Raw genomic sequence first — 24,191 nt, forward strand, 5'->3', positions numbered from 1 at the left:
AGACCGCGGTCGTATCCGGGTTTCCGCTGATCCGAAGCGCTCGTGCGAACGCCCGCCGTTTCACCGCTAGGTGGTAGCACGTGTCCGAACGGTGCAACCACGCACCGCGGCCAGGCAGTCTGCGATGGACGTCGACGACAACTTCCCGACCATCCGAAGCAAACACAGCAACCACACGAAACAGATCCGCAGCCAGCCCTCGCCCTCGGCACCCGACACATGTCCGTACCGGCTGGCCGGTATGGGCGCATGCGAACGCCGAAGTCTCACGCTGGATCACGGCTTAGTCTACCGTCCGCAGCACCTTATTTAAGAATCGCCCCATATCGAGGAACGACAGGGATGTGATTCCCGGTCAACTCCCGCTCACAAGACGGGAATTGCAACTCGTCGACCGACACCAATGCATCCCGTAGGACCACGGCCATTCGGGGCAGCCTTGGTGGGCGCCGACCTCGCTGACATCGATTCGGTCACCGTCACCGATCGGCTGCTGACCGGTCTCAACAACACCATCCGGCCCGGTGCCCCAACCGGCAATGTCGACTACAACGGTGACGGGCCACCGCGGATGCCTAGTCCGCGCGAGTCTTCCTACGGCGGTGGCGAACCGGCTGATCGAGATCGATCGGGTTAGTGGCCCCCGACGACAGCCAGCACCACCGCGGTAATCAGTGCTGCAGCCTTGACGCCCTCCGCGGCAACATAAGCCAGGTGGATACGGCTACGTCCGGAGTAGACGGCGCCGTCCCGAATCGCGGTGGTTCTCCTGCTCATCACCGGCCGAACTACCAGCAGCTGAACAATCAGGCAGACCACTGCCACAACAACGGCAACCATGACTCTCGACGATTCACCGCCTGCCACCAACACGGCCAACAATGCCACGGCAAGTACACATTCCACGGCGTTGAGCGCGCGAAACACCAGACGTCCGATCGCGAGCCCCAGCTGGATCGTCATCCCCGGCGCCCGGAACTTCAGGGGCGTCTCAATAAACGAAATTGACACCACCATGCCCAGCCAGAATGCGGTAAGCGCAACAGTTACCAACGTGGCCTCCCGAGGTGCCTAATCCGGGTTACTCGGTGCTAGTCGGTGGGGTCCGCGTCGCTCCTGATGTCGATTCGCCATCCCGTAAGACGTGCGGCAAGCCGGGCGTTCTGCCCTTCCTTGCCGATCGCCAGGGACAGTTGGAAGTCGGGGACGATGACGCGGGCGGCCTTGCCCGCCTCGTCAATGACCGAGACCGACACCACCTTCGCGGGCGAAAGTGCATTGGCGACGAAGCGGGCGGGATCGGGGTCGTAATCGATGATGTCGATCTTCTCGCCGGACAGTTCACTCATCACGTTGCGCACACGCTGCCCCATGGGACCGATGCATGCCCCCTTGGCGTTGAGCCCGGAAACCTTCGAAGCCACCGCAATCTTGGAACGATGCCCCGCCTCGCGAGCGACCGCAAGGATCTCCACCGAGCCGTCGTTGATTTCCGGCACTTCGAGCGAGAACAGCCTGCGCACCAGATTGGGGTGAGTACGCGACAGGGTGATCAGTGGTTCGCGGGCGCCGCGGGAGACGCCAACCACGTAGCAGCGCAACCGGTCTCCATGGTGGTATTCCTCACCCGGCACCTGCTCGGCTGCCGGAATGACACCTTCGGAACCCTTTGTCTCGCTGCCCATCCGAACCACGACAAGCCCGCGGGCGTTGGCGCGGGCGTCACGCTGGATGACGCCGCCAACGACCTCACCCTCCCGGGTGGAGAACTCACCGAACTTGTGCTCATTCTCCGCGTCGCGCACGCCCTGCTGGAACACCTGCCGCGCGGTGGTGGCCGCGATGCGACCGAATCCCTCGGGAGTGGCGTCCCATTCGGTGATGAGGTTGCCGTCCTCGTCGGTCTCGCGGGCCATCACGCGGACCACGCCCGTCTTGCGGTCGAGTTCGATACGCGCATTGGCCTCGTGACCGTCGGTGTGCCGGTATGCGGTCAGCAGCGCCGACTTAATGATGTCGATCGCCTCATCGACGGTAATGCCCTTATCGGCGGCCATCAGGTTTACCGCTGCGGGATCAATGTTCATGCGCCACCTCCAGTTTCGGCTGCCCCAGCCAGTTTGAGTTCTTGCGGGTTGGGCGTTTTGAACTCGACCTGCACGACGGCGTTCTCGATATCGGAGAACGCGAGATCGCGCACGATCCAGCCAGTGCCCTTGACGGGTTTGCGCAGCACCACCTGCACCCCGTCATCGTTGGTGCTACCGATGCGCCCGAGCAGCTCGTCACCGTCGGCGAGACGAATCTGCGCCAGCCTGCAGTGGGCGCGCCGGAAATGCGCCGGAGTCGTCAGCGGCCTATCGACACCCGGTGTGGTGACCTCCAGCTCGTACACCACCGAACCGGTGTCCGTCTCGTCCAGCAGTGCCGACGCGGTTCGGCTCAATGCGGCCACCGCATCCAGGTCCACCGGGGAATCGGAGTCAACGACCACGGTGATGCGGGACAGGTCGCCTTCCCGGACTCCCTCGATCACCGAGACGCTCTCGATCTCGACGCCGGACCGGGAGAACTCCGCAGCAAGGAGCTCGATCACCTGGTCATCGGATGGGAGGCCCATGATGGTTTGTGGCTCCTCATCTTGAGTTGTCGGACGTTCGGCTTGCACACCCTAGTCGTACGGTCGTGCTGGCCAGCACTCCACCTTACGCCCGGCGAGGGCTGTCATGCGGTAACCGCGGGCACTGGCAGGATGGGCGGATGCCCAGAAGCCTGTCGCGCCGCGCGGTGTTGATCGGGGGCGCCGCACTCGGCGTCACCGTGGTGGCCGCCGCGTGCCAGCAGACGCCGGACACTAAACCAGAGGTCGACGACCTACTCACACAGATCGATCTCGCTCACCGCGACGCCGCCTCGGCGACCGCCGCAGCGAGCATCAACGCACCGCTGGCGCCCGCGCTGACCGCCGTCGCGGCCATCCGCCGAGCCCACGCCAGCGCACTGACCAAGGAACTTGACCGCATCCCCGGTGCGACCACCACCACACCGGCTTCCAGCACCACCACGACGTCAGCACCGCCGCCGCAGGTCGCCCAGATAAAGATGGACCTCGAGCGGTCGGCGCGCTCCGCGTTCGACCTGGCAACCAAACACGGCGGCTACCGTGCCGGACTGCTCGCATCCATCAGTGCGGCCTGCGCTTCCGCGGCGGAAGTCGATCTTCCATGACATCGACCGAGCCCACTCCGCAACCCGCCACATCGGCCGACGACACCGCGCTGGCAAACGCTCTCGCCAACGAACACGCGGCCATCTACTCGTACGGGCTGGTGTCGGCGCATTCAGTGCCCGACAACAACTGGCTGGTCACCGCATGCCTCGTCGAACACCGGGAGTGCCGCGAAGAGTGCATCGCCACGCTACGCCGCCGTTCGGTCGCCGCCCCCGTGGCCGCCGCCGGCTACCAGATCCCATTCGGGGTGAACACGCCCGCAGACGCCACCAAGTTGGCCTTGCAAGTGGAGACCGATACCGCGGCGTCCTGGCGGGCTGTCGCCGAGCAGTCCAGCAACAGCGAAGACCGCGGATTCGCGGTGCGGATGCTGACCGAGAGCGCGATTCGCGCGGCGCGGTGGCGCGTAGCCGCCGACATCACGCCCGCGAGCGTCGCATTCCCGGGCGGGTCAGAGCAGGCCTAACCGCTCCCCGTCGACACACCGTGTGATGGCGGTTTCGTATCGCACGTTCTCGCCACAAACGGGCGTGTCGTCGCAGAAGCGGGGCTAGGCGAAGTGCTTCTGGGTGTCGGTGATCAGACCCGACAGCCCGCGACGGATCACCGGCTTGAGGTAGCGCGTGAATCCCAGCGTCGGCTCGATGTAGAAGGTCCAGGTGAACAGTGACCCGGTCGCCGTTGCCTCGACCTCGTAGAGCTCACCGAACCGCTTGGTGCCCGGGAAGGTCGCCGTCTCGACCATGAACGCGTTGCGGTAACGCTCCGGGCTCTCCTCCCACAGGATGAACCGCTCGTTGACGGCGGCGCCGGGAAGCGACAGCTTGGCGGTGCGCGTCGCACCCACACCGCGCGGTTCCGGGGAGGTCCAGCTGATCTTCTTGATGGCACTGCACCAGTGCAGCGGGCTCACGCCGTTGAGTTCCGCCCACACCGTGGCCGCATCCTTGGGCAGCGGCGTGGAGAACCTGTACGCGAAATCGCTTGAGTTGAAGTCGCTTTCGGCAAGCGAGGCAAGCTTAAAGGACGGCATACCGATTACCTTATCGCCTGTGTGATGGACGCCACTGCGTCGGTCGCCGCAATGGACTGCGCCTCGCCCGTGAACCGGTTACGCAACTCGACGGTTCCGTCGGCCCAACCACGCCCGATCACCACGATCCAAGGCACACCGAGCAGCTCGGCATCCTTGAACTTGACGCCCGGTGAGGCGGTCCGATCATCCAGCAGCACCTCATGGCCCAGCCGATCCAGATCTGCGGCCAGCTCCTCGGCACCCGCACGTGCCGCCGCGTCCTTGTTGGCGATCACCACATGCACGTCGAACGGAGACACCTCCGAGGGCCACCGCAGCCCAAGCTCGTCGTGCTGCTGCTCAGCGACCACAGCCACTAGCCGCGAGACACCGATGCCATAGGACCCCTGGGTGAGCCGCACCGGCTTGCCGTTCTCACCGAGCACATCGACAGTGAAGGCGTCGGTGTACTTGCGGCCCAGCTGGAAGATGTGGCCGATCTCGATGCCGCGCGCCGACACCAACTGACCCGCGCCATCGGGTGACGGATCACCGTCGCGCACCTCGGCGGCCTCGATGGTGCCGTCCGGGGTGAAGTCGCGACCGGCGACGAGGTTCACCACATGCTTGCCGGGCTCATCGGCACCGGTGATCCAACTGGTGCCCTCCACGATCCGCGGATCCACGAGATAGCGAACCCCGTTGGCGTTCAGCCCCTTAGGACCGATATAGCCGCGCACCAGGAACGGGTGCTTGGCAAAATCCGCATCGCCGAGCAACTCGTACTCGGCGGGCTCCAACGCGGCCCCGAGCCGCTTCTCGTCGACCTCCCGATCCCCAGGTACGCCGACGGCCAGCAGCTCCCACTCACCACCGGGCTGACGCACCTTAAGCAAGATGTTCTTGAGGGTGTCGGCTGCCGTCACGGTTACCCCGAGATCGACCGAGTTCGCCCAGTCCACCAGGGTCGCGATGGTCGGGGTGTCACCCGTCTCATGCACGACGGCTTCAGGCAAGCCCTCAAGAGTTTGTACGGGCGGCGCCGCGGTAATGACCGCCTCGACGTTCGCGGCATAACCGGACTCCACGCACCGCACGAAAGTGTCTTCCCCGGTGGGACTTTCGGCGAGAAACTCCTCCGACGCACTGCCGCCCATCGCCCCCGAGGTCGCCGCGACAATCACGTAGTCCAAGCCCAGCCGGCCGAAGATCCGTTGGTAGGCCTCACGGTGCGCGTGATAAGCCGCCTTGAGACCGTCATCGGAGGTGTCGAAAGAGTACGAGTCCTTCATGACGAATTCGCGACCTCGCAGAATGCCCGCGCGGGGACGCGCCTCATCCCGGTACTTGGTCTGGACTTGGTAGAGGACGACGGGAAAATCCTTGTAGGAGTTGTACTCCCCCTTCACAGTGAGCGCGAAAAGCTCCTCATGGGTGGGGCCAAGCAACATGTCGGTGCCTCGGCGGTCCTTCAGCCGGAACAGCGAGTCGCCGTACTCGGTCCACCGGTTGGTGGTCTCATACGGTGCGCGCGGAAGCAGCGCGGGCAGCAGGATCTCCTGGCCACCAATGGCATTCATCTCCTCGCGGACGATGTTCTCGATCTTGCGGAGAACCCGAAGGCCGAGCGGTAGCCAGCTGTACACACCCGGCGCGATAGGGCGCACGTAGCCCGCGCGGATGAGCAGCTTGTGGCTGGGAACCTCGGCGTCGGCCGGGTCGTCGCGCAGCGTACGGACGAATAGCTCGGAAAGTCGGGTGATCACGATTGCACAGCATATCGGCGGCCCGGACTAGCATCGATCGCATGCATGTGTGGGCGATCATTCCGGCGGTGGCGGTATTCGGTCTCGGAGTCGCGGCCCCGGCCGATGCGGCCCCGGCCACCGTGAAGTACTCGTTGTCGGCGATCGGGATCGGCAACAGCGATTTCACCGTCCAGTACCAAGACGGGAACCAGCTCCGCGAAGAGTCGGGACACACCTTCGCGGGGTACTACTGGGAACGCACAGTGAAACTCGCTGGGCCGCAGCCCGTGCTGCGAGTCACGGCGGCCGGCGCCCCGAGCGTCTTCCGGATGTCCTGCCATATCACCGTGAATGACGGCGTCCCCGTCACCAATGGACTGCTGTTCCACGCCGGGGACTACACCCCACAGGACTGCTAGGCCGGTTCTTCGTCCAGCCCCTGGTCGTGCGCGGACTGCGCCTTCTGCGCGTGGGCGACATCGGCCGCGGTGTACGTGATGAACAGTGCCGCCACGCCCACCAGCACGGCTGTGCCGGCAATCCACAGCATGCCGTAGGTATAGCCGTGGTCGAGGGCGTGCAACTGCGCGTAGTTCATGTTCTGTACCGGCCCCTTGGCGCCGCCCAGGTACAAGGTCCGCGACGTGATGATCGCCTGAATGATCACCAGAACGATTGGCCCACCAAGGTTTTGCAACATGAGGGAAATAGCGGACAGCGGTCCGATGCGATCAGCATCCACTCCGGTGATGGCCGACAAGATCACCGGCACCACGATGGTCCCGATACCCAGTCCACCGACGAAGATCGCCGTTGAGAAATTCGGGAAGTACGCGATGGTCCGGTCAATCGTCGAGCCATAGAGCATGGCCGCGAACACGACTACTCCACCACACAGGATCAGCACCCGCGGCGCCAATCGCGTGACGAGCTGGGACGACACCGCCAGGCCGATTCCCATGCCGACGACGAACGGAATGGCGGAGACGCCGGTCCGTAGCGGGCTGTATTTCATCAGATCCTGCATGTACAAGCCGATGGTGATGGTGAGGGTGAAAAGCACCCCGCCGGCCAGGAAAATCGCCGCAAACGTCGCGACCCGATTGCGGTCCGCGAACAGACTGAATGGCAGCACCGGGTTCTCCGCGGTGCGTTCCACATAGAGGAAGGCGATCAGCAGCGCCGCGGCCGCGATCAGCGACACGATCGTGTACGGCGAGTCCCAACCGCGGTCGGGCCCCTGAGTGAATCCGAACACCGCCGCCGTACAGCCGAGCGTGGCCAGCACGGAACCAGCCACATCCAGCTTCATCGGTTCGCGTTCGGTCTCGGTCAGCGACCGCACGGCCAGATAGATCATCAGCGCACCGGCAGGCACGTTGATAAGGAAGGCCAGACGCCAGGACACCTCGGCCAGTGCACCGCCGACGATCAGTCCGGCGATGGAACCCACCCCCGTCATGGCGCCGAACACCCCAACAGCGGCGGTACGCAGCGGTCCCTTGGGGAAGGTGGTCGCAATCAACGCCAATGCCGTGGGCGATGCGACGGCTGCACCCACCCCCTGAATGAGACGGAAGACGGCCAGACCGATGTCCTCTTGCGCCAGGCCCACCCCAATCGAAGCGACGGTGAACAACGCAATGCCGCCGATAAATACGCGCTTACGTCCGAAGGTGTCACCGAGGCGTCCACCCAGCAGCATCAGCCCGCCGAAGGACAGCATGTACGCGGTGATGACCCAGCTTCGGGTCGCGTCATTGAGGTGCAGCTCGGCCTGAATCTTGGGCAGCGTGACCACGGCGATGGTGCCGTCCATGGTGGCCAGGAACTGCATACCGGCGATCGCGATGACGGCGTACAGATAGTGCCGAGACGGCAGGAGTTCTCGCGCCTTTTGAGTGAGCTGCTCGACGCTGAGGGCAGGCATGGAGGACACCTTACCGTCCTCTTAACGTGCCCTTAGGTCACAAACTCATGCCTGAGGGACTCCGTAAGCAGCGACGGGACCGATGACGATGATTGCTGGCGGCCTGATGCCCTGCGAGCGAATCCGCTCCGGCGCGGAAGCGAGGTCTGCGCGCAGGACGCGCTGCTCGTCGGTGGTGCCGTGCTGCACCACTAACACCGGGGTATCTGCAGGTCGGCCGCCATCGATGAGTACCTTCGCGAACTGCTCGATGCGCTCGACGGCCATCAGCAGCACGATGGTCCCCTTCAGCGCAGCAAGCGCATCCCAATTGACTAACGATTCGGGATGACCAGGTGCGACGTGTCCGCTGACGACCACGAACTCGTGGTTCACACCGCGTTGCGTGACGGGCACCCCGGCGGCCGCGGGAACGGAGATTGCGCTGGTCACACCGGGTACGACGGTCACCGGCACACCCGCCTCGGCACAGGCCAGTACCTCTTCGTAGCCGCGCGCGAAAACGAAGGGGTCGCCGCCCTTGAGGCGGACCACGAACTTGCCGGCCTGCGCCCGCTCGATCAGCACCCGGTTGATCTCCTGCTGCGCCATTGCGCGGCCGTAGGGGATCTTCGCGGCATCAATGACCTCGACGTGCGGACCGAGATCCGCGAGCAGCTCGGCGGGCGCGAGTCGATCGGCGACGACCACATCGGCCTGGGCCAACAGGCGGCGACCGCGGACGGTAATGAGATCAGGATCACCCGGTCCCCCGCCCACGAGCGCGACGCCCTCCGGTCTCGTCTCGGCGGTTTCGGTGATCAGCCCACGCTGCAGCGCCTCGTGGATCGCCGAGCGCAATGCCGCCGACCGCTTGTGTTGGCCACCGGTGAGCACGCCCACCGCGATGCCGTCGTGATTGAACGAAGCAGGCGTGACCGCGGTGCCCTCTCGGGCGGCGTCGGCCCGGACACAGAAGATCTGTCGCCGTTCGGCTTCCGACACCACCGCGGCGTTGACGGCAGGGTCGTCGGTGCAGGCAATGGCGTACCAGGCGCCGTCGAGGTCGCCGTCTTCGTACGGTCTGAGAGTGAGGGTGATCGAGGCCATGCCCTCCACAGCCGGGGTCGCACTGGGAGCGATTACGTGAACGTCGGCGCCGCTGGCCACCAGCAGACCGAGGCGCCGCTGCGCGACGGAACCGGCGCCGACGACTACGACCTTGCGTCCCGAGAGGCGGAGGCCGACGAGGTAGGCGTCATGAGTCACCGCGCGAGTTTACGTGGGAGGACTTCGGACGGCAGTTCGGACATGCTCCAATCGGGTCCGCGCCGTGACCACACTCCGTGCTGTAATCAGCACAGTGCAACCGAATCGCATGCAACCAGCGGAATTGGCCCAGGCCGCGATGACCGCCGCCCTCATGGGCGCAATCGCCGTGGTGTCCATCATGCTGCCCGGTGCGGTGGTGTTCGCCTGGTTGGGGGCCGTGCCCATGGGCGTGCTGTGCTATCGACACCGACTCCGGGTCGCGTTGGCCGCATGCGTCGCCGCCGGTCTCATTAGCTTTCTCATCGCAGGCTTCGGGGGTCTGGTGTCGGTGTTGACATGCGCATACATGGGCGCGATCTCCGGTGAGGTGAAACGCCGAAACCGTGGCCCGGCAACGATGTTTGTCGTCGCCATGCTGTGGGGCGTGGTGGTCTCCACGTTCTGTGTGGGGGTGTTCGCGGCGCTGAGGAATCTGCGTGAGGTGGTACTGGGGGCCGTGGCGGCCAATGTCGGCGGGTTCGCGACGCTCCTGCAGAGGGTGCCGCTGCTCGGCACCGCCGCGACCGGACTGAACCACTCCGTGCAGACCTGGCTTGTGCACTGGCCCTGGTTCTTTGGTGTCTCGGTGTGGCTGATCGTCATCTTCGGCACCTCATTCGGGTGGCGGGTGCTGACTCCCGTGCTGCGCCGACTTGAGGAGGTGACCGATCTATCGTCGGTGGGGACACTGGCCGTCGGTCACGACGAGGCAGCACCGGACCCGCTGCCCACCGTCCTCACCGCTGCCGGATATCGGTACGCCGGGGCGAACCGGGACGCGCTGGCCCCGGTGACCATGCGCGTCGACGTCGGCGAGCACATCGCGGTGACCGGCGCCAACGGATCCGGAAAATCCACCCTCATGCGCATTCTGGCGGGAGTCACCCCCACCACCGGAGTTGTCGAACGCCCGGGAGGTGTGGGACTGGGGCAGGTGGGCGGAACCGCACTGGTCCTGCAGCATCCCGAAAGCCAGGTGCTGGGGTTGCGGATTTCCGACGACGTCGTCTGGGGCTTACCGCACGACCGGCAGATCGACACCGAGAGTCTGCTCCGCGAGGTCGGCCTGGACGGCATGGGCGACAGGGACACCGCCGGGCTCTCTGGCGGCGAGCTTCAGCGGCTCGCAGTCGCGTCGGCGCTCGCTCGCGAACCCGCATTGTTGGTCGCCGACGAGGTGACCACCATGGTCGACCAGGGTGGTCGGCAGACCCTCATCAACGTGCTCGACGGGCTTACCGCGCATCACCGCCTGGGGCTGGTGCACATCACCCACTACCCCGAGGAAGCTGCCACCGCCGATCGTGTGGTGGCCCTGAGCGACACCGAGGTGCGCGAGCACATGGAGCGCCGATCCCCCATCGAATCTGCCGGCGGGGAAACGATTCTCGACGTGCAGGGGGTGTCCTTCGACTACGCCGTCGGCACCCCATGGTCCAAGCCCGTGCTGCGCGACGTGTCGTTGCGCGTCGAGGCGGGCGACGGGATGTTGCTATGCGGCGGGAATGGGTCCGGTAAGTCCACGCTGGCCTGGATCATGGCCGGCCTCCTGGAACCATCGGCAGGCCGCTGCCTGCTCGATGGCCGCCCCACCGCGGAACAGGTTGGTGCGGTTGCATTGTGCTTCCAGGCCGCGCGCCTGCAATTGCTGCGCGGCCACGCCGGCACGGCGGTGGCGGCGCTGGCGGGGTTCTCCATCGCCGATACCGGAAACATCCATCGCGCACTGGCCTCAGTCAGCCTGGATCCCGGGATCGCCGACGTCCTGATCGACCGACTCAGCGGCGGACAACTACGACGCGTCGCCCTCGCCGGACTGCTGGCTCGCTCTCCGCGACTGCTGATACTCGACGAGCCACTAGCGGGCCTGGATATCGCGGCGCAGTCCGATCTGATCGACCTGTTGATGGAAATTCGGCGCCGCGGACAGACCGTCATCGTGATATCCCACGACACCGACAGCCTGTCCCCCCTGTGCCCCCGCACCATTCGTCTGGAACAAGGTGAGTTGGTGACCGCCGGATGAGCCAACGACGCCCATTGATGCTGATGCGGCCGGTCCCCGGCCCTTCGCCCATCCACAACCTGTGGGCCGGCACGAAACTCCTTGCTGTGCTGGCGATATCGGTGCTGCTAACCGTCATGCCGTCATGGACGGCGATAGGACTGGTGGCCCTGCTCATCGTCACCACCGCTGTGCTCGCGGGGATTTCGTACACCTGCATTCCGTCGGTGCCGCGCTGGGTTTGGCTGCTCGTCGTGCTGGGCAGTGTGTTCACGATCGTCAACGGGGGCGCTCCCGAGTTCTCGCTCGGGCCAGCCACCATCGGCGTCGGCGGCTTCCTGAGCTTCCTGCGCGTCACTGGGCTGGGACTGGTGCTAATCGGCTTGGGTGCGGTGATCTCATGGACCACCCACGTCGCCGATATCGCGCCCGCGTTGGCACTGCTGTGCCGGCCACTACGGGTCGTACGGATACCCGTCGACGATTGGGCGGTCACCATTTCCCTGGCGTTCCGGATGTTCCCGATGCTGGCCGAGGAATTCCGACTGCTGGCCGCCGCTCGCAGGCTCCAGCCTCCTCAGCCTGAGAAGCCCACGCGTCGAGCCGAAGTCGTTGATCTGTGCACCGCAGCGATGGTGGTCTCGCTGCGGCGGGCCACCGAGATGGGCGACGCCATCACCGCGCGAGGCGGCGCGGGACGCATCTCGGCACGACCGAACCGGCCGGGATGGCGCGATGTACTTGCTGCGGCCGTGCTGGTCGGTGTCATCGCGCTCGCGGGACTCCTGCAGTAACGCTAGTCCTGTGGCTTATCCACCCGCACGAGCACCGTCGCGCGGGCAGGAAGTTCGGCCGGACGGTGACGAGGCACGCCTGCCAGCCTTTCGTGGACCAGATCAACCCGCTACCTCGTCATGCCCATGGCGGTTAGGCCGATTGGTACAGTCAAACGAGAGCGGTGTTCGCGGGGCATAGCGGAGCATCGGCGTTGCTTCCTCGGAAGTCTTCGTTCCCGACGGAGGCATCAGTGGAGTGCAATATTGTGGTGGCGTTTGCGGGGCAATCGCTAGCGGAGGGGCGAGATTTGGGGTATTTACGGCCGGAGGGCGGTGCACAGCCAGCCCGCGAGGTGCGCTGGCAGCCAGGGCACCCAACCGCCGAAGATCTGTGCAAAGAGTGGTATCAAAAACACGGCTGGGAATCTGCGCCATCCTCCGAAACGCTCGACGAGTGGGCTGCTGTTAAGCAAGCCGAGGAGCATTACGCAACACACCGAAGCATCCCGGATCATGGTGACCTCACCGACGATGAGGGCAGCGAAGCAGCTCCGACTGTGTTTCACGTCGATCTGCCGCCCGTCGTCTACTTGCCTTGCGCGGAAAAGGTAGACGACCCGACTTCCGCCCGAGTTGACATGCGTCAGACTCGAGACGGCCGCACGGCACTGCTCGTGTACTCGGATATCGACCGGTTGCACGAATGTTGCGGAGATGAGCAAGCATGGATCTCAATAGCAACTGCCCACATATCCCAGCTGCAGGACGCCCATCCCTTTCAGCTTCTAATGCTCGATGTTTCTATTCCCGATGAACTTCGAAGGGGAAACTGATGACACTCCATGTCGACCAAGAAGCATTAGACAGAATTTCCACTTCCTTGTCCGATGCCGGTAAAGACCTCGATGGTGTAAGCGGGTCGGCACCGGCTTCGGTTGACGGTGGACTCGGGACACCTGCCATTCTCGGAATTCTCGGAAGAATTGTCGAGAACGCTGGTCAGCTTGTTGTCGCAGTCGAGGCGACCGGCGAGGCAGTTGCCGCGGCCAACTCCAACTACCGCACTCTCGACGAAGCGGCCGCAGAGCCGCTGAATCAAATAGCCTGGAGGGGATGATCACATGCCAATCGACACGAAAGTCGAGGGCAGCCCTGACGGAGTCCGCTCTACGGCGGCGTGGCTCCGCAATACACTCGGGGGGCAGATCTCGAACGCGACGGATAAGATCGTCGATGCGCGGAATACCGCAGATGCCGGCTGGCACGGAGATAGTGGCGATGCCTTCGTCAAGAGGATGACAAGCGGATCAACGAAGGCCGACGGACTGGAAACTGCCGCCGCAGATAGTGCACGAGCGTTTGACAACTACGCCGCCGAGATACAGCGGACCCAATCCGACATGCAGCGAGTTCGTGACGACGCGACAGCCGCAGGTTTGACCGTGGACGGCTCGGTCATTCAAGAGCCTGGACCCGCTCCTCCTGCACCAGGCACACCGCCATCGGGAGATGCGGCGACACCCCAGGCCGTCGCCGCCTACAACGACGCAGTCGCCGCATCAGATCACCACGCCAAACTTGTGACGGCTTACAACACAGCAATGACAAATGCTGACGCCGCCAGAAAGATCGAAAAACTTGCCACCGATACGTTGAACAACGTATGGGCGGATATCAAGGGCAAGTGGTTCTTCGTTGCAGGAGACCTGATCAACGGCGCGGCTGGCGCACTGGCTGCCGCCCATTCCTCTACGCTGTTGAAACACTCGAAATTCCTTGCCGATGAATCGGCAAAATATCTGGACTTGGCGAAGAATGCGCCTCCGGGCACCCCTGCCGCAGCGATCTATAGAGATTTCGATACATCCAAAGTCCTTGCACAAACCGCCGACGACGCCGCAAAGGCGGGGGCGAGTGCCGAAGCACGAGCGGGCCGCATCGGCCTGAAGGTTGGCGGAGTGCTGGCGGTAGGCGGCATAGTCTATGACATCGCCAATGGCAAAGACGTTGACCAGGCTATTGTTTCGGGCGGAGTCGGGTTCGGCGCTTCCGTGCTGGCGGGGGCGGCGATCGGTACCGCGATTCCTGTGCCAATCGTGGGAACTGCGGTCGGCGCTGTGGGCGGCGCAGTTGTCGGGATATTTGCTTCCGGTGCAGTCGATTCGCTATACCAGAACGGCATCAGCGGCATCGGCGACGCAATCGGCGACGGAGCCGATGCCGTTGCCGACACAGGAAAGGCCATCGGAGGACTAGCAAAGAGTGCGTGGGATGCAGTCTTCTGAGCATCCAGGCCTGCCCGAAGCATGGGCAGGCGCACGTGATGGTGCACGTTTCTATCTCGCGATGGCAGGATTGATAGCTATCACGACGGTCTCAGTCCTGGTCGGTATCGCAGCCGCACGCGCAGGTAACGTCGCGTGGCTCAGATACTGCCTGCTGTTCGCGGTGCTGATGGCCCTCGTGATTGCATACGGCGTAGTCGTTCGATTCCGGCGTGTGGAGCTTTCAGCGGCGATACGGGTAGTTGAGCGAAATGGTATCCGGGGGACGGAAATCCGCTATTCGACCTGGCAATTCACGATACTCGTCGCACTGATGGCGTGCTTTGCGCTTCTTTGCGCCACAGCAGCAATCGACATATGGATCCGTCAGGACGAGGGCTTTCCCGGCGCTTCGGTTCTCTTCGGTGCGCTCGGTCTCGTGTTCGCGTCATTCGGAGCGGCAGCAATCTTCGGACGCATCAGTCGCGGTGGAATCACGCTCTCCAACAAGGGAATTACGCAACGTGGATGGAGCTTCACGTCATCCTTAGAATGGGCCAGTATCGCCGGCGTGAAGCCAGCCTTTAACGGTTACCCAGTAATCCTGGTGATCGGTTACGCCAACTCCAGCTGGGATCGCCGGTACACGACACGTATCTGGCGAATCGACCGACTCCCACCAGTACCGATGATTGAAGTCGATTGCCGAAAATTCGATATCGATCCCAAAGCTCTCTATGGGTACATACGAACCTACGTGGACTTCCCAGAGACGCGCAGCGAACTTGGGACAGAAGCTGCCTTGACCCGCGCTAGCCAATCACACATACCCACTAATTGAGAGCGTCCGGCATTCGCTGGTTACGGTGACCGTCCATGGCTCCGACATGGGTGCTGCCTCCTGGTGTCACGCGCGGAGAATGCCGATCACGCCGAGCGCGAGCATGATCAGACCGAGGACCGCGACTATGACCGCGACGTCGATCCTTCTGCGTGAACGAACCCACGTATGCAGGGCCGACACCATCTCGTATGTCCGCCTCGGCATAGCGGCATAACTCAGCAGCGGCAGCCCCACCATCGAGAAGGCCACCGCATTGAAGAAGAGCAGGGCCATGGACTGGACGGGCTGAGTGGCACCTGATGCGTGGATGAGCGCGATCACCGCGAGAAAGTCCGCAGACGGCAAGGCAATCCCCAATCCGCTCACCCCCGCGACCCACAACGAGTTGTTCTGCAGGAAGCCGCGTACCCGAGTCGCCAGCTTCCCTGCGACACCCGTCCGGGGTGCCGCGGGTGGCCGATGGACCGACGCCGTCGCGGCCAACACCGCAGCGACCAACAAGGCGAGAACACCCAGCGCAACTTGAATACTCGGCCCGGAGACGTCTGCCTTCCCTATCGGCGAGACCCGCAGCACGAACAGCAGCGTGAGGCCCAGGCTGAGCCCCATCGCGAAGGCCCCGCACAGAAACACAAACAGCTGCAGGAGCGGTCGCGGCCGGTTCAACATCAGGACGGTCAGTCCCAGCCGGGTGGGCTCGACGCTCACTCCAAGTGCCATCAACAAAACGATGGTCCACATGACTACCGCGCGGGCACAACGTCATTCTGCTCGCAGACCCGCGTGAACACGGACTTCACGAGGTCTACGTAGCGGGTGATCGACTCCCGGGCGATGGGGTTTTCCGGGTACGCGATCATCAGTGTCGTCTCCGTCGGGAACCGGGAGATGAAGATCGTCAGCTGGTACACCGACTTGCTCTCTGCGTACAGGCCGATGGGATTGCTGACCAGAAGCGGGTTGGTGAACAACTGCGAAAGTGGAGGGGCCCCACCGTCGAAGAAGTTGATCATCGGGTGGTACGGCCGGGGCCAGCTCAGCTCCGGAACCAATTCCAGAACCCGGTAGAACGGGACATTCACCAGCTGTCTGCCGCGATCAAAAGATTCCTGCGCGGCGACGGCGGCAGCACCGAAAGTCCCGTCAACGGGCACCGATATCGGGACGAGCCCCGTGAACCATCCTGTCGTAAACATATCCGCTTCCGCGCGGGCATCACTCGGCGTGATCCCGTAATACGTATCGGCGCCAGTCAATTCACGCTCGGCGAATCCGAGAGCCGCCATCACACCGCCTATGAACCGCGCACCCGATTCCACGCAGAGGGACTCGAAGTTCAGCGCCTGTTGCTCATCCAGCAGCTGCTCGGTGATGATCGCGGTACTGCACGGCACGGAGTGGTCACCCAGTGGAAGCGGAAAATCTGGGAGGCTGCCACGGTTGCGCTCGGCGAACTGAGTCCATTCGCGAACTGGCCCAGAATCGGGCGTCAGACCGGAGAGAAACTCATGCTGTCGAATGCAGTAGTCACCGTAGCTGCCCGCAGGGGGTAGGTCGATGGGCGCCCCACCCTGAACCAGCGCGTTGTATCCCATGAGGATTTCCATGATCAGCAACCGCGCGAAGGTCGCGTCCAGGTGCAGGTGGTCGACGCTGAAGTAGAAGGTGAAATGACTTGCGCTCTGGATGATTCCGAAACGGAAGCAGTCCCACTGGAGAGGATTGGGGGTGCCGGAGACCACCAATTCCCGCACCTCTTCCGACGTCATGTCACCAAGCCGTACCGGCGCGAACTGGACATCTGCCGGGTCAGCAATCGTCCTCCTGACGATGTTCTGCTCCTCGTCGAGAGAGAACCAACTGCGATACGTATCGTGCCGGCGCAGATGAGCATTGATCACGTGGCCCATGGCGCGCTTGTCGCACCGGCCCGGCATGTCCAAGGTGAAGACGAGCACCCGCGAAAAGTCGAGACCCTTGGCCGCCTGCCGCAGATACGTGCGCAGATGCTGCACCTGCATGAAGCTCGGCGGGATCGCACTGACCGGCGCCTCAAGCGCTTTCGCGTACGACGCCGGCGAGGGCTGCCAGGCGATGACCGATCCAGGGGCAGGCTCCCACTTGTCGGTCAACGACACTGTGACTGGTCCACTACGCATTTTATTCCCCTTAGGACGACGCGACTTCGGATTCCTGCTCGGCCAACCTGTCGTACACATGCGATGCCAAAGACCGCACGGTCGATACATCGGCCGGGCCGATACGGACGCCGGTGTCCGCCTGGATACGGGTACGAATTTCGAGATTGCCCAACGAGTCCAGGCCATAGTCCGGCAGGGACCGGTCGGGATCGATGGAGCGGCGCAACACCAGCCCAACCTGCTCGGCGACCAGCTTCCGAAGCCGCGTCGTCCACTCCTCGCGGGGCAAGGCCCTCAGTTCGTCGAGGAATTTGTTTGTCTCCGTTGGAGTTTGGCCCGATTCCCGGAAGGCTTGTGCGAATGGGCTCCGCTCCACGAACTCGGACAGCCACGATATGCCGGCCATCGGTGCGTACGCGGTGTAGGCGCGGTCGTGTCTAAGCACCGTGTCGAAGGCATAGGCGCCCTCGTCGGGGAGGATGGCCGCGTCCGCATTCTGCGCCAGGTGGGTGCCCTGACCGATCTCCGACCAGGCGCCCCAAGCAATCACGTTGGCCGGCAAGCCCTGTGCCCGCCGCCAGTGCGTGAACCCGTCCAACCAGCTGTTGGCCGCCGCGTACGCACCTTGCCCCGGCGAACCCACCAGTGCCGCGATCGACGAGAACGAGCAGAACCAGTCCAGCGGCTGGTCCGCGGTGGCCTCGTGCAGGTTCCAGGCGCCATGCACCTTGGGTCGCCAGTCGCCGCGGTCGATCAGCTCATCGGTGATATTGGCAAGTGTGGCGTCACGGACCAGTGCCGCCGCATGGAGCACGCCGCGCACAGGTACCCCGTGCTGTGCCGCCGCCGCCACCAACCGCTGCGCCGTCTCCGGCTCGGCGATGTCACCGAGGACCACATCGACCCGGGCCCCGTATTCACGGATACCGTCGAGGGCGTCCACAGTCTCCGGCTTGGGAGCACTGCGGCCGTTCAGGATGATCTGCCCGCATCCGGCCGCCGCGAGCTTGCCGGCGAGGAACAAGCCCAGGCCGCCAAGGCCGCCGGTGATGATGTACGCGCCGTCGGTGCGAAATGCAGGAGCATGCGACGGCGGTATCACCGCGTCGACGCGGCCGGTCTTCGGCAGATCCAACACCAGCTTGCCGGTGTGCCCGGCGGCGCCCATTACGCGGATTGACTCGGCGGCATCCTGCAACGGTGACGGCGAGATCTCCGGGAACGGGAGCACCCCCTCGGCCATCTGCTGATACAGCGCGTTCAGGGTCCGGTGAATGATCTCCGGGCGGGTCTTGGCCACCAGCACCAGGTCGACGGCGTAGAAGGAAAGATTGCGCCGGAACGGGAACAGACCCAGCCGGGTGTCTCCATAGATGTCGCGCTTGCCGATCTCGATGAAACGGCCACCGAAGGACAGCAGTTCCAAGCCTGCCCGCTGCGCGGCACCGGTGAGCGAGTTGAGCACGATATCCACCCCGTACCCGCCCGTATCACGACGGATCAGCTCGGCGAATTCCGTACTGCGCGAATCATAGACATGCTCAATTCCCCAGCTGCGCAATAGCTCCCGGCGCTCCGAGCTGCCCGCGGTGGCGTAGATTTCGGCGCCGGCGGCACGCGCGATAGCTATTGCCGCCTGTCCCACTCCACCGGTGCCAGAGTGGATCAGCACCTTGTCCCGTGCTGAGATCCTCGCCAGCTCGTGCAGGCCGTACCAGGCCGTCACGTGCGCACCGGGGACCGCGGCCGCTTCCTGTTCGGGCACCTCCGGTGGAAGTGTCGCGGCCAGATACTCGTCGACGACGACGAAGCTCTTCCATGCACCGGTGGTGGTCATACCGCCCACCCGATCCCCCACCCGATGCTCGGTCACTCCCGGACCGACCGCGGTCACCACACCCGCGAAATCGACACCAAGCTCTTGCCGGCCTTCGAAACTCGAGTATCGGCCGTACACATTCAGCACGTCGGCGAAGTTGATGCTGGTGGCCGTGACCGAAACCTCGATTTGCCCGGCGCCCGGGGCGACCCGGTCAAAGGCGACGAAGCCGAGCGACTGCAGGTCGCCTGGCGTCCGGACCTCGAACTGCACACCCTCATTATCCGGCGCCGCAACCGTGGTGCGCCATTCGTCGGGCCCCAGCGGACCCAGGTTCAGACGCGCCCGGTACCAGTCGCCGTCTCGCCACGCTGTCTCGTCCTCTTCCGATCCAGAGACCAACTCCCCCACCACATTCTGCGCGGAGGTGTGGCCGTCGACATCGATGTGAGTGACGCGCAAGTGTGGGTACTCGGCACCGATGACCCGGACTAAGCCGCGTAGGCCGGCCTGCTCCAGGTTGGTCACATCGCCGGACACCACCGTTTGCGCGTTGCGGGTCACCACGTACAGCCGCGGGGGCTCGCCCGGCAGGTCCACCAGTTCACGGCTGATACGCACCAGATGCCGCACCTGCACCGCACCCTGCCGCGCGGCACTGGCCGGGACTGCGCCCTCCGCTGGAGCCTTCACAATGAGCACGCCGTCGAAACTGCCCGTCGCGAGCTCCTCACGCAGGAGCTCAAGCACCGCAACGTGATCGGCGTCCGGCTGCCACTGCACGGAAGTCACCTCACCCTCGCGCAACTTGAGCGAGTCAATCAACTCCGCCGCCCAGGGGTCGAGCGTTTCTCCGGTACTCACCAGCAGCCACCGTCGACGCGCAGCCGCCGTCTCCTCGGGCAGCCGCTGCTGCTGCCATTCAATGGCCAGCAGCCGGTTGTTGAGCAATTGATCCCGCTGCTCATCCTCGGAGGCCCCGGTGCCAAAGCGGAAGCCTCGCACGGCAAGCAGAACCGCACCGTTCTCGTCCAACAGATCGAGGTCGGCTTCCACCTCGTTCGCGGTCACCGTGGTCACTCGCGTGTAGCAGTACTGCGCGTGGCGAGCCGAACCGTAGGCGCGAAGACTGCGCACACCCTTGGGAAGCGGCAATGCATTCCTGCTGGCTTCTTGGACGTCCGGCAGCGCGATGACGGACTGGAAGCAGGCGTCCAGCAGCGCGGGGTGAACGATGTAGCTGGCCTGTTGCGCCCGAATGGATCTGGGCAGTGCTACTTCGGCGAGCACCGACCTGACAGATTCGTCGCCGCTGCGTGCCGCCACCAGACCCTGGAAGGCGGGGCCGTACTGAACTCCCCGCTCGTCGAACGACTCTCGCAACTCATCGCCCGCGGCGTGATGAGGATGCTCCGCACGCAAGACAGCCAGGTCGTAGCTGGCGGGAGCGTCAGGCTCGCCGCCGCCACGCAAGGTGGCAGCGGAGCGCTTGGTGCTGTCTCCCTCGTCGTGGGTCTCCACCACGAACTCGAGCACGTCCGGGGACTTCGCCGTGGCCGTTGCCGATATCGGTGCCGTCTCGCCCAGCGTCAGCAGCTGGTCGAATGAGATGTCATGCACAGCAGAGTCTTCGCCGAATGCGGCGGACGCGGCCGACAGCGCCATCTCGCAGTACGCAGCGCCCGGGTATACCGCGACGTGGCGCACCTGGTGATCTGCGATCCACGGCTGTGCGGCTGTGCCGACCTCCGCCTGCCAGACGTGACGTTCCGGCTCCTCGGCCAGGCGCACGTATGCGCCCAACAAGGGATGTGCGGCCACGGAATGGCCGCCCTGTGCGTGCTGGGCCGACGAGCTTGCACTCAACAGGTAAGACCGACGGGCCCAGGTGGGCAGCGGCACGTCCACCAGCTCGCCGGACGGGTACAGCACCGAGAAGTCAACGGCGCTTCCGGCTGCGTGCAGATCGCCCACAAATGCGCGAAGCCCATGCGGCAGCGCCTGTTCACGACGCATGCTCGCCAGTGCCACCATCGGGATATCGAGGCTGCGTGCGGTCTGCTCTGCCGGGTAAACCAGCAGCGGGTGAGGCGCCAGCTCCGCGAACACCCGGTAGCCGTCATCCAGCGCCGCCTGCACCGCCGTCGCGAAACGCACCGTGTGGCGCAGGTTGTCCACCCAGTAATCAGCGTCCATGACAGCTGGTTCGCGCGGATCGAACGTCACCGACGAATACAGCGGCACACCAGGAGTGAGCGGCACAAGGTCCTCAAGTGCGTCGGCCAGGTCGTCGAGGATCGGGTCGACCTGCGGCGAATGTGAGGCAACATCGACGGCCACCTCACGCGCCATCAACCCGCGTTCGGACCACTCGGCGATCAGTTCTCGAACTGTCTCGGTGGCGCCACCGACCACCGTCGACTGCGGCGACGCGACCACGGCAAGTACGACATCGTGGATTCCGCGATCCGCGAGCTCTGACACAACTTGCTGAGAAGGCAGATCCACGGACGCCATGGCGCCGGAACCGGCGATTCGGGACATCAGCCGCGAGCGACGGCAGATCACGCGCACACCGTCTTCCAGCGAGAGTGCCCCTGACACCACCGCAGCCGCAACCTCACCCATCGAATGGCCGATGACGGCACCCGGAGTGACGCCGTAGGACGCCATCGTGGCGGCCAGCGACACCTGCATCGCGAACAGTGTCGGCTGGACACGGTCGATGCCGGTGACTGTCTCAGATGCCGAGACCGCCGCTGTCACCGAGAACCCGGACTCTTCGGAGATCAGAGGCTCAAGCCGGGCGATGCTTTCGGCGAACACCGGCTCCTTGGACAACAATTCGGCACCCATGCCCGCCCACTGCGAACCCTGGCCCGAAAACAGCCATACCGGCCCCCGATCATCCTGCGCGACAGCCGCTTGATGAGGAGCATCCGCGTCCGCAATCTCGTGCAATCCAGCCAGCAGCTCGTCGATTCCGCGTGCCACCACCGCGGCACGTACCGGCCGGTGCGCCCTGCGGCGTGCCAGGGTGTATCCGACATCGGTCAGCTCGAAGTCTCCCTGCTTTCCTGCCGCTGCCACCCAATCCGCCAACTGACCTGCGGTGCGGCGCAATTCATCGGCCGATGTGGATGACAGCGGGAAAAGCAACTGCTCCCCCAGCGGGGACTGCGCAACACCGTTCTCCACCACCGCACCTGCGGAAGGGGCTTGCTCTACCACGGCATGCACGTTGGAACCCGACATCCCATACGAGGACACCGCCGCGCGGCGCGGAACACCGACCGGCCCGGGCCAGGCAGTAACCGTCTGCGGTACAAAGAGATTCGTCTCGATACTGGCAGCCTTGCCGGACATGCCCGTGAAGTGCAGATTTGGGGGAACCTCGCCATGCTGCACGGCAAGCACGGCCTTCATAAGCCCCAACGCGCCGGCCGCCGACATGGTGTGTCCAAAGTTCGTCTTCGCCGAGCCCACCGCGCAGGGCGCATCGACGCCGTAGACCTGCGCAAGGCCCGCGAACTCGATGGGGTCACCCACCGGGGTACCTGTGCCGTGCGCCTCGACCATCCCGATGGTGTTGGCGTCTATCCCGGCGACCGCCAGTGCCGTACGGCAAGCGGCCATTTGGGCATCCGAGGACGGAGTCGACTGATTTACGGTGCGACCGTCCTGGTTCGAGGCGGTACCGCGTACAACCGCCAAGACCCGATCCCCGTCACGCACCGCGTCCGAGAGCCTCTTCAGCAGGATGACGACGCAGCCTTCGGACATCACAAAGCCATCGGCGTCTTCGGCGAAGGTATGGCAGCGCCCCGTTGGCGAGAGCATCCGCTGCTGCGAAGCCCCGACGTACCGGCGTGGCTCCAACACCAGGTTGACACCGCCTGCGAGCGCAAAGTCACTCTCTCCTGCCGACAAACTTTGGCAGGCCATATGCACCGTCAGCAGGCCAGAGGCACACCCTGCATCTATTGCGTACGAAGGACCGTGCACGCCAAGGGCATACGAGATACGCCCCGACGCCATGCTGAGGTTGGTTCCCGCGAATCCATAGGTACCGCCCAGGTCTCCCCCGTCCGCGGCTACCAACTGATAGTCGTTGTGCGTCACGCCGACAAAGACCCCGGTCTGCGAACCTGCGAGCCTCTTGGGGTTCAGACCTGCGTGTTCGACTGCCTGCCAAGAAGTCTCGAGCAATACTCGATGTTGCGGATCAATCGAGACGGCCTCTCGTTCGTTGATGCTGAAGAAGTCCGCATCAAATCCGCCGACATCGTCCAGGAATGCCCCCCACTTGGACGGCGACTTCCCGGGCACACCGGACTCGGGGTCGTAGTACTCATTCAGGTCCCAACGATCCGGCGGGACTTCGGTAATGAAGTCTTCACCACGTAGCAACGCCTGCCAGAGCTGTTCGGGCGATTCGATCCCGCCCGGGAGACGGCACCCCATGCCGATAACTGCCACAGGAGTTACAGACGCGTCGTTCATTTCTTTTAGCCCTCCTCGCACACCGAAATCCGTCTAGTAGTAGAACCGGAGATAACTAGCAGTCGAGCTCGTTAGAGCTAAAGATAAGGCGCGCGAAGGGAATACGCGACTCGGGAGATCAGCATCACACCGCACCCCGGCACACAGACTTGCAGCGCCGACAAATGGTCACAAGAACGAGGCGCCCCCACCGTCCATTAACAGTCCATTGATAACCGAGAAACACAATATTCACAAATGTAGACATGCCTGACAAAATTTGCCTTACTCTTCGACGTGCCTCGCGCATCCACCAAGGAACACCGTTCACAGCCGCCGATTCGTCGACCCGCGGTCACCATTACACTGGCATTCAAATGCGGTGATGTGGGATCCCATGGGCGCCGCACCCGAGACCATACGACTCTAGATTCTTCGCGCAGGATCTTTGCAGCGGTCCACATTGTTTGCCACATGTTGCATATATACGGATCTAGCAATGAAACTCGCGCATACGAAATATTTATGAGATTCACTCATCATGAATCTAGATTTCTACTATCGGATACCGATCAAGATCCGCCATGACGAGGCCTTTATCGCTTACTCCAATGGTCAGCCGAGAACAGGGCAACGGAGGTTCGC

20 protein-coding genes and 1 pseudogene are annotated in these 24,191 nt (G+C 64.0%); 10 read left to right on the forward strand and 11 right to left on the reverse strand.

Translation table 11 applies throughout. The annotated features are described in order from the left end of the window. Positions 1 to 64 precede the first annotated feature (64 nt). Positions 65 to 280: pseudogene (locus tag FZI91_RS24150) on the reverse strand (YlxR family protein); the annotation flags it as partial. A gap of 162 nt (positions 281 to 442) precedes the next feature. Between FZI91_RS24150 and FZI91_RS00050 the strand changes: the two are divergent. Then, on the forward strand, positions 443 to 637 hold the full coding sequence (locus FZI91_RS00050) for a hypothetical protein (RefSeq protein ID WP_162526734.1): 195 nt from the start codon (positions 443 to 445) through the stop codon (positions 635 to 637). Here FZI91_RS00050 and FZI91_RS00055 read toward each other — a convergent pair. From FZI91_RS00055 to rimP, 3 genes are read right to left on the reverse strand one after another with little or no spacing between them, the layout of a single operon-like run. Beyond that, a complete protein-coding gene (locus FZI91_RS00055) occupies positions 634 to 1,053 on the reverse strand; it encodes a DUF4149 domain-containing protein (protein WP_309224218.1) in 420 nt (139 codons plus the stop codon). The genes FZI91_RS00050 and FZI91_RS00055 overlap by 4 nt on opposite strands. 38 nt (positions 1,054 to 1,091) lie before the next feature. Beyond that, positions 1,092 to 2,087 carry a transcription termination factor NusA gene (gene nusA / locus FZI91_RS00060; protein ID WP_155936736.1) on the reverse strand — a complete coding sequence of 332 codons (996 nt, stop codon included), beginning with the start codon at positions 2,085 to 2,087 and terminating at the stop codon, positions 1,092 to 1,094. After that, positions 2,084 to 2,620: a ribosome maturation factor RimP gene (gene rimP / locus FZI91_RS00065; RefSeq protein ID WP_155936737.1), complete on the reverse strand. Its 537-nt coding sequence runs from the start codon at positions 2,618 to 2,620 to the stop codon at positions 2,084 to 2,086. Before rimP ends, nusA begins: the two co-directional genes overlap by 4 nt. A 140-nt stretch (positions 2,621 to 2,760) precedes the next feature. Here rimP and FZI91_RS00070 point away from each other — a divergent pair, with 140 nt between their 5' ends. Together FZI91_RS00070 and FZI91_RS00075 are read left to right on the forward strand one after the other, a co-directional pair. Next, the gene (locus tag FZI91_RS00070) at positions 2,761 to 3,228 is read left to right on the forward strand and encodes a hypothetical protein (protein ID WP_155936738.1); all 468 of its coding nucleotides are present in this window, start codon (positions 2,761 to 2,763) and stop codon (positions 3,226 to 3,228) included. Then, entirely contained in the window at positions 3,225 to 3,698 is a 474-nt protein-coding gene (locus FZI91_RS00075) for a ferritin-like domain-containing protein (RefSeq protein WP_155936739.1), read from the forward strand. The genes FZI91_RS00070 and FZI91_RS00075 overlap by 4 nt, the downstream gene beginning before the upstream one ends. Positions 3,699 to 3,782: 84 nt before the next feature. Here FZI91_RS00075 and FZI91_RS00080 read toward each other — a convergent pair whose 3' ends face one another. After that, positions 3,783 to 4,271, reverse strand: coding sequence for an SRPBCC family protein (locus tag FZI91_RS00080; RefSeq protein WP_162526749.1), 489 nt, complete (start codon positions 4,269 to 4,271; stop codon positions 3,783 to 3,785). Further along, on the reverse strand, positions 4,271 to 6,013 hold the full coding sequence (locus FZI91_RS00085; RefSeq protein ID WP_162526735.1) for a proline--tRNA ligase: 1,743 nt from the start codon (positions 6,011 to 6,013) through the stop codon (positions 4,271 to 4,273). Before FZI91_RS00085 ends, FZI91_RS00080 begins: the two co-directional genes overlap by 1 nt. 41 nt (positions 6,014 to 6,054) lie before the next feature. On the opposite strand from FZI91_RS00085, the gene FZI91_RS00090 reads away from it, so the two are divergent. Next, positions 6,055 to 6,414, forward strand: coding sequence for a hypothetical protein (locus FZI91_RS00090; protein WP_155936741.1), 360 nt, complete (start codon positions 6,055 to 6,057; stop codon positions 6,412 to 6,414). On the opposite strand, the gene FZI91_RS00095 is transcribed toward FZI91_RS00090, so the two are convergent. Together FZI91_RS00095 and cobA are read right to left on the reverse strand one after the other, a co-directional pair. Continuing rightward, positions 6,411 to 7,925: an MFS transporter gene (locus FZI91_RS00095; RefSeq protein ID WP_155936742.1), complete on the reverse strand. Its 1,515-nt coding sequence runs from the start codon at positions 7,923 to 7,925 to the stop codon at positions 6,411 to 6,413. The two genes, FZI91_RS00090 and FZI91_RS00095, sit on opposite strands and share 4 nt — an antisense overlap. 45 nt (positions 7,926 to 7,970) lie before the next feature. Further along, positions 7,971 to 9,173 (reverse strand): uroporphyrinogen-III C-methyltransferase, encoded by a 1,203-nt coding sequence (gene cobA, locus FZI91_RS00100; RefSeq protein WP_162526736.1) that lies wholly within the window; start codon positions 9,171 to 9,173, stop codon positions 7,971 to 7,973. 109 nt (positions 9,174 to 9,282) lie between these two features. Here cobA and FZI91_RS00105 point away from each other — a divergent pair, with 109 nt between their 5' ends. The 6 genes from FZI91_RS00105 (at position 9,283) to FZI91_RS00130 (ending at position 15,101) form a co-directional block, all read left to right on the forward strand. After that, positions 9,283 to 11,241 carry a DUF2232 domain-containing protein gene (locus tag FZI91_RS00105; protein WP_155936743.1) on the forward strand — a complete coding sequence of 653 codons (1,959 nt, stop codon included), beginning with the start codon at positions 9,283 to 9,285 and terminating at the stop codon, positions 11,239 to 11,241. After that, positions 11,238 to 12,014 (forward strand): energy-coupling factor transporter transmembrane protein EcfT, encoded by a 777-nt coding sequence (locus tag FZI91_RS00110; protein ID WP_155936744.1) that lies wholly within the window; start codon positions 11,238 to 11,240, stop codon positions 12,012 to 12,014. The genes FZI91_RS00105 and FZI91_RS00110 overlap by 4 nt, the downstream gene beginning before the upstream one ends. A 233-nt stretch (positions 12,015 to 12,247) precedes the next feature. After that, positions 12,248 to 12,829, forward strand: a complete 582-nt coding sequence (locus FZI91_RS24155; protein WP_309224219.1) for an SAV_915 family protein — start codon at positions 12,248 to 12,250, stop codon at positions 12,827 to 12,829. After that, on the forward strand, positions 12,829 to 13,113 hold the full coding sequence (locus FZI91_RS00120) for a hypothetical protein (protein ID WP_155936745.1): 285 nt from the start codon (positions 12,829 to 12,831) through the stop codon (positions 13,111 to 13,113). The genes FZI91_RS24155 and FZI91_RS00120 overlap by 1 nt, the downstream gene beginning before the upstream one ends. A 4-nt stretch (positions 13,114 to 13,117) precedes the next feature. Continuing rightward, positions 13,118 to 14,281, forward strand: coding sequence for a hypothetical protein (locus FZI91_RS00125; RefSeq protein ID WP_155936746.1), 1,164 nt, complete (start codon positions 13,118 to 13,120; stop codon positions 14,279 to 14,281). Further along, complete coding sequence (locus FZI91_RS00130) at positions 14,268 to 15,101, forward strand: hypothetical protein (protein WP_155936747.1); 834 nt, start codon at positions 14,268 to 14,270, stop codon at positions 15,099 to 15,101. Before FZI91_RS00125 ends, FZI91_RS00130 begins: the two co-directional genes overlap by 14 nt. 66 nt (positions 15,102 to 15,167) lie before the next feature. Here the strand turns inward: FZI91_RS00130 and FZI91_RS00135 are convergent, their stop codons facing one another. From FZI91_RS00135 to pks2, 3 genes are read right to left on the reverse strand one after another with little or no spacing between them, the layout of a single operon-like run. Next, on the reverse strand, positions 15,168 to 15,845 hold the full coding sequence (locus tag FZI91_RS00135) for a GAP family protein (RefSeq protein ID WP_155936748.1): 678 nt from the start codon (positions 15,843 to 15,845) through the stop codon (positions 15,168 to 15,170). A 2-nt stretch (positions 15,846 to 15,847) separates the two neighbouring features. Then, the gene (locus tag FZI91_RS00140) at positions 15,848 to 17,263 is read right to left on the reverse strand and encodes a condensation domain-containing protein (RefSeq protein ID WP_155936749.1); all 1,416 of its coding nucleotides are present in this window, start codon (positions 17,261 to 17,263) and stop codon (positions 15,848 to 15,850) included. 10 nt (positions 17,264 to 17,273) lie between these two features. Beyond that, entirely contained in the window at positions 17,274 to 23,567 is a 6,294-nt protein-coding gene (pks2, locus tag FZI91_RS00145) for a sulfolipid-1 biosynthesis phthioceranic/hydroxyphthioceranic acid synthase (RefSeq protein WP_155936750.1), read from the reverse strand. Positions 23,568 to 24,191 lie beyond the last annotated feature (624 nt).

Origin of the sequence: Mycobacteroides sp. CBMA 271 (assembly GCF_009729205.1) — a bacterium.
GTDB lineage: Bacteria > Actinomycetota > Actinomycetes > Mycobacteriales > Mycobacteriaceae > Mycobacterium.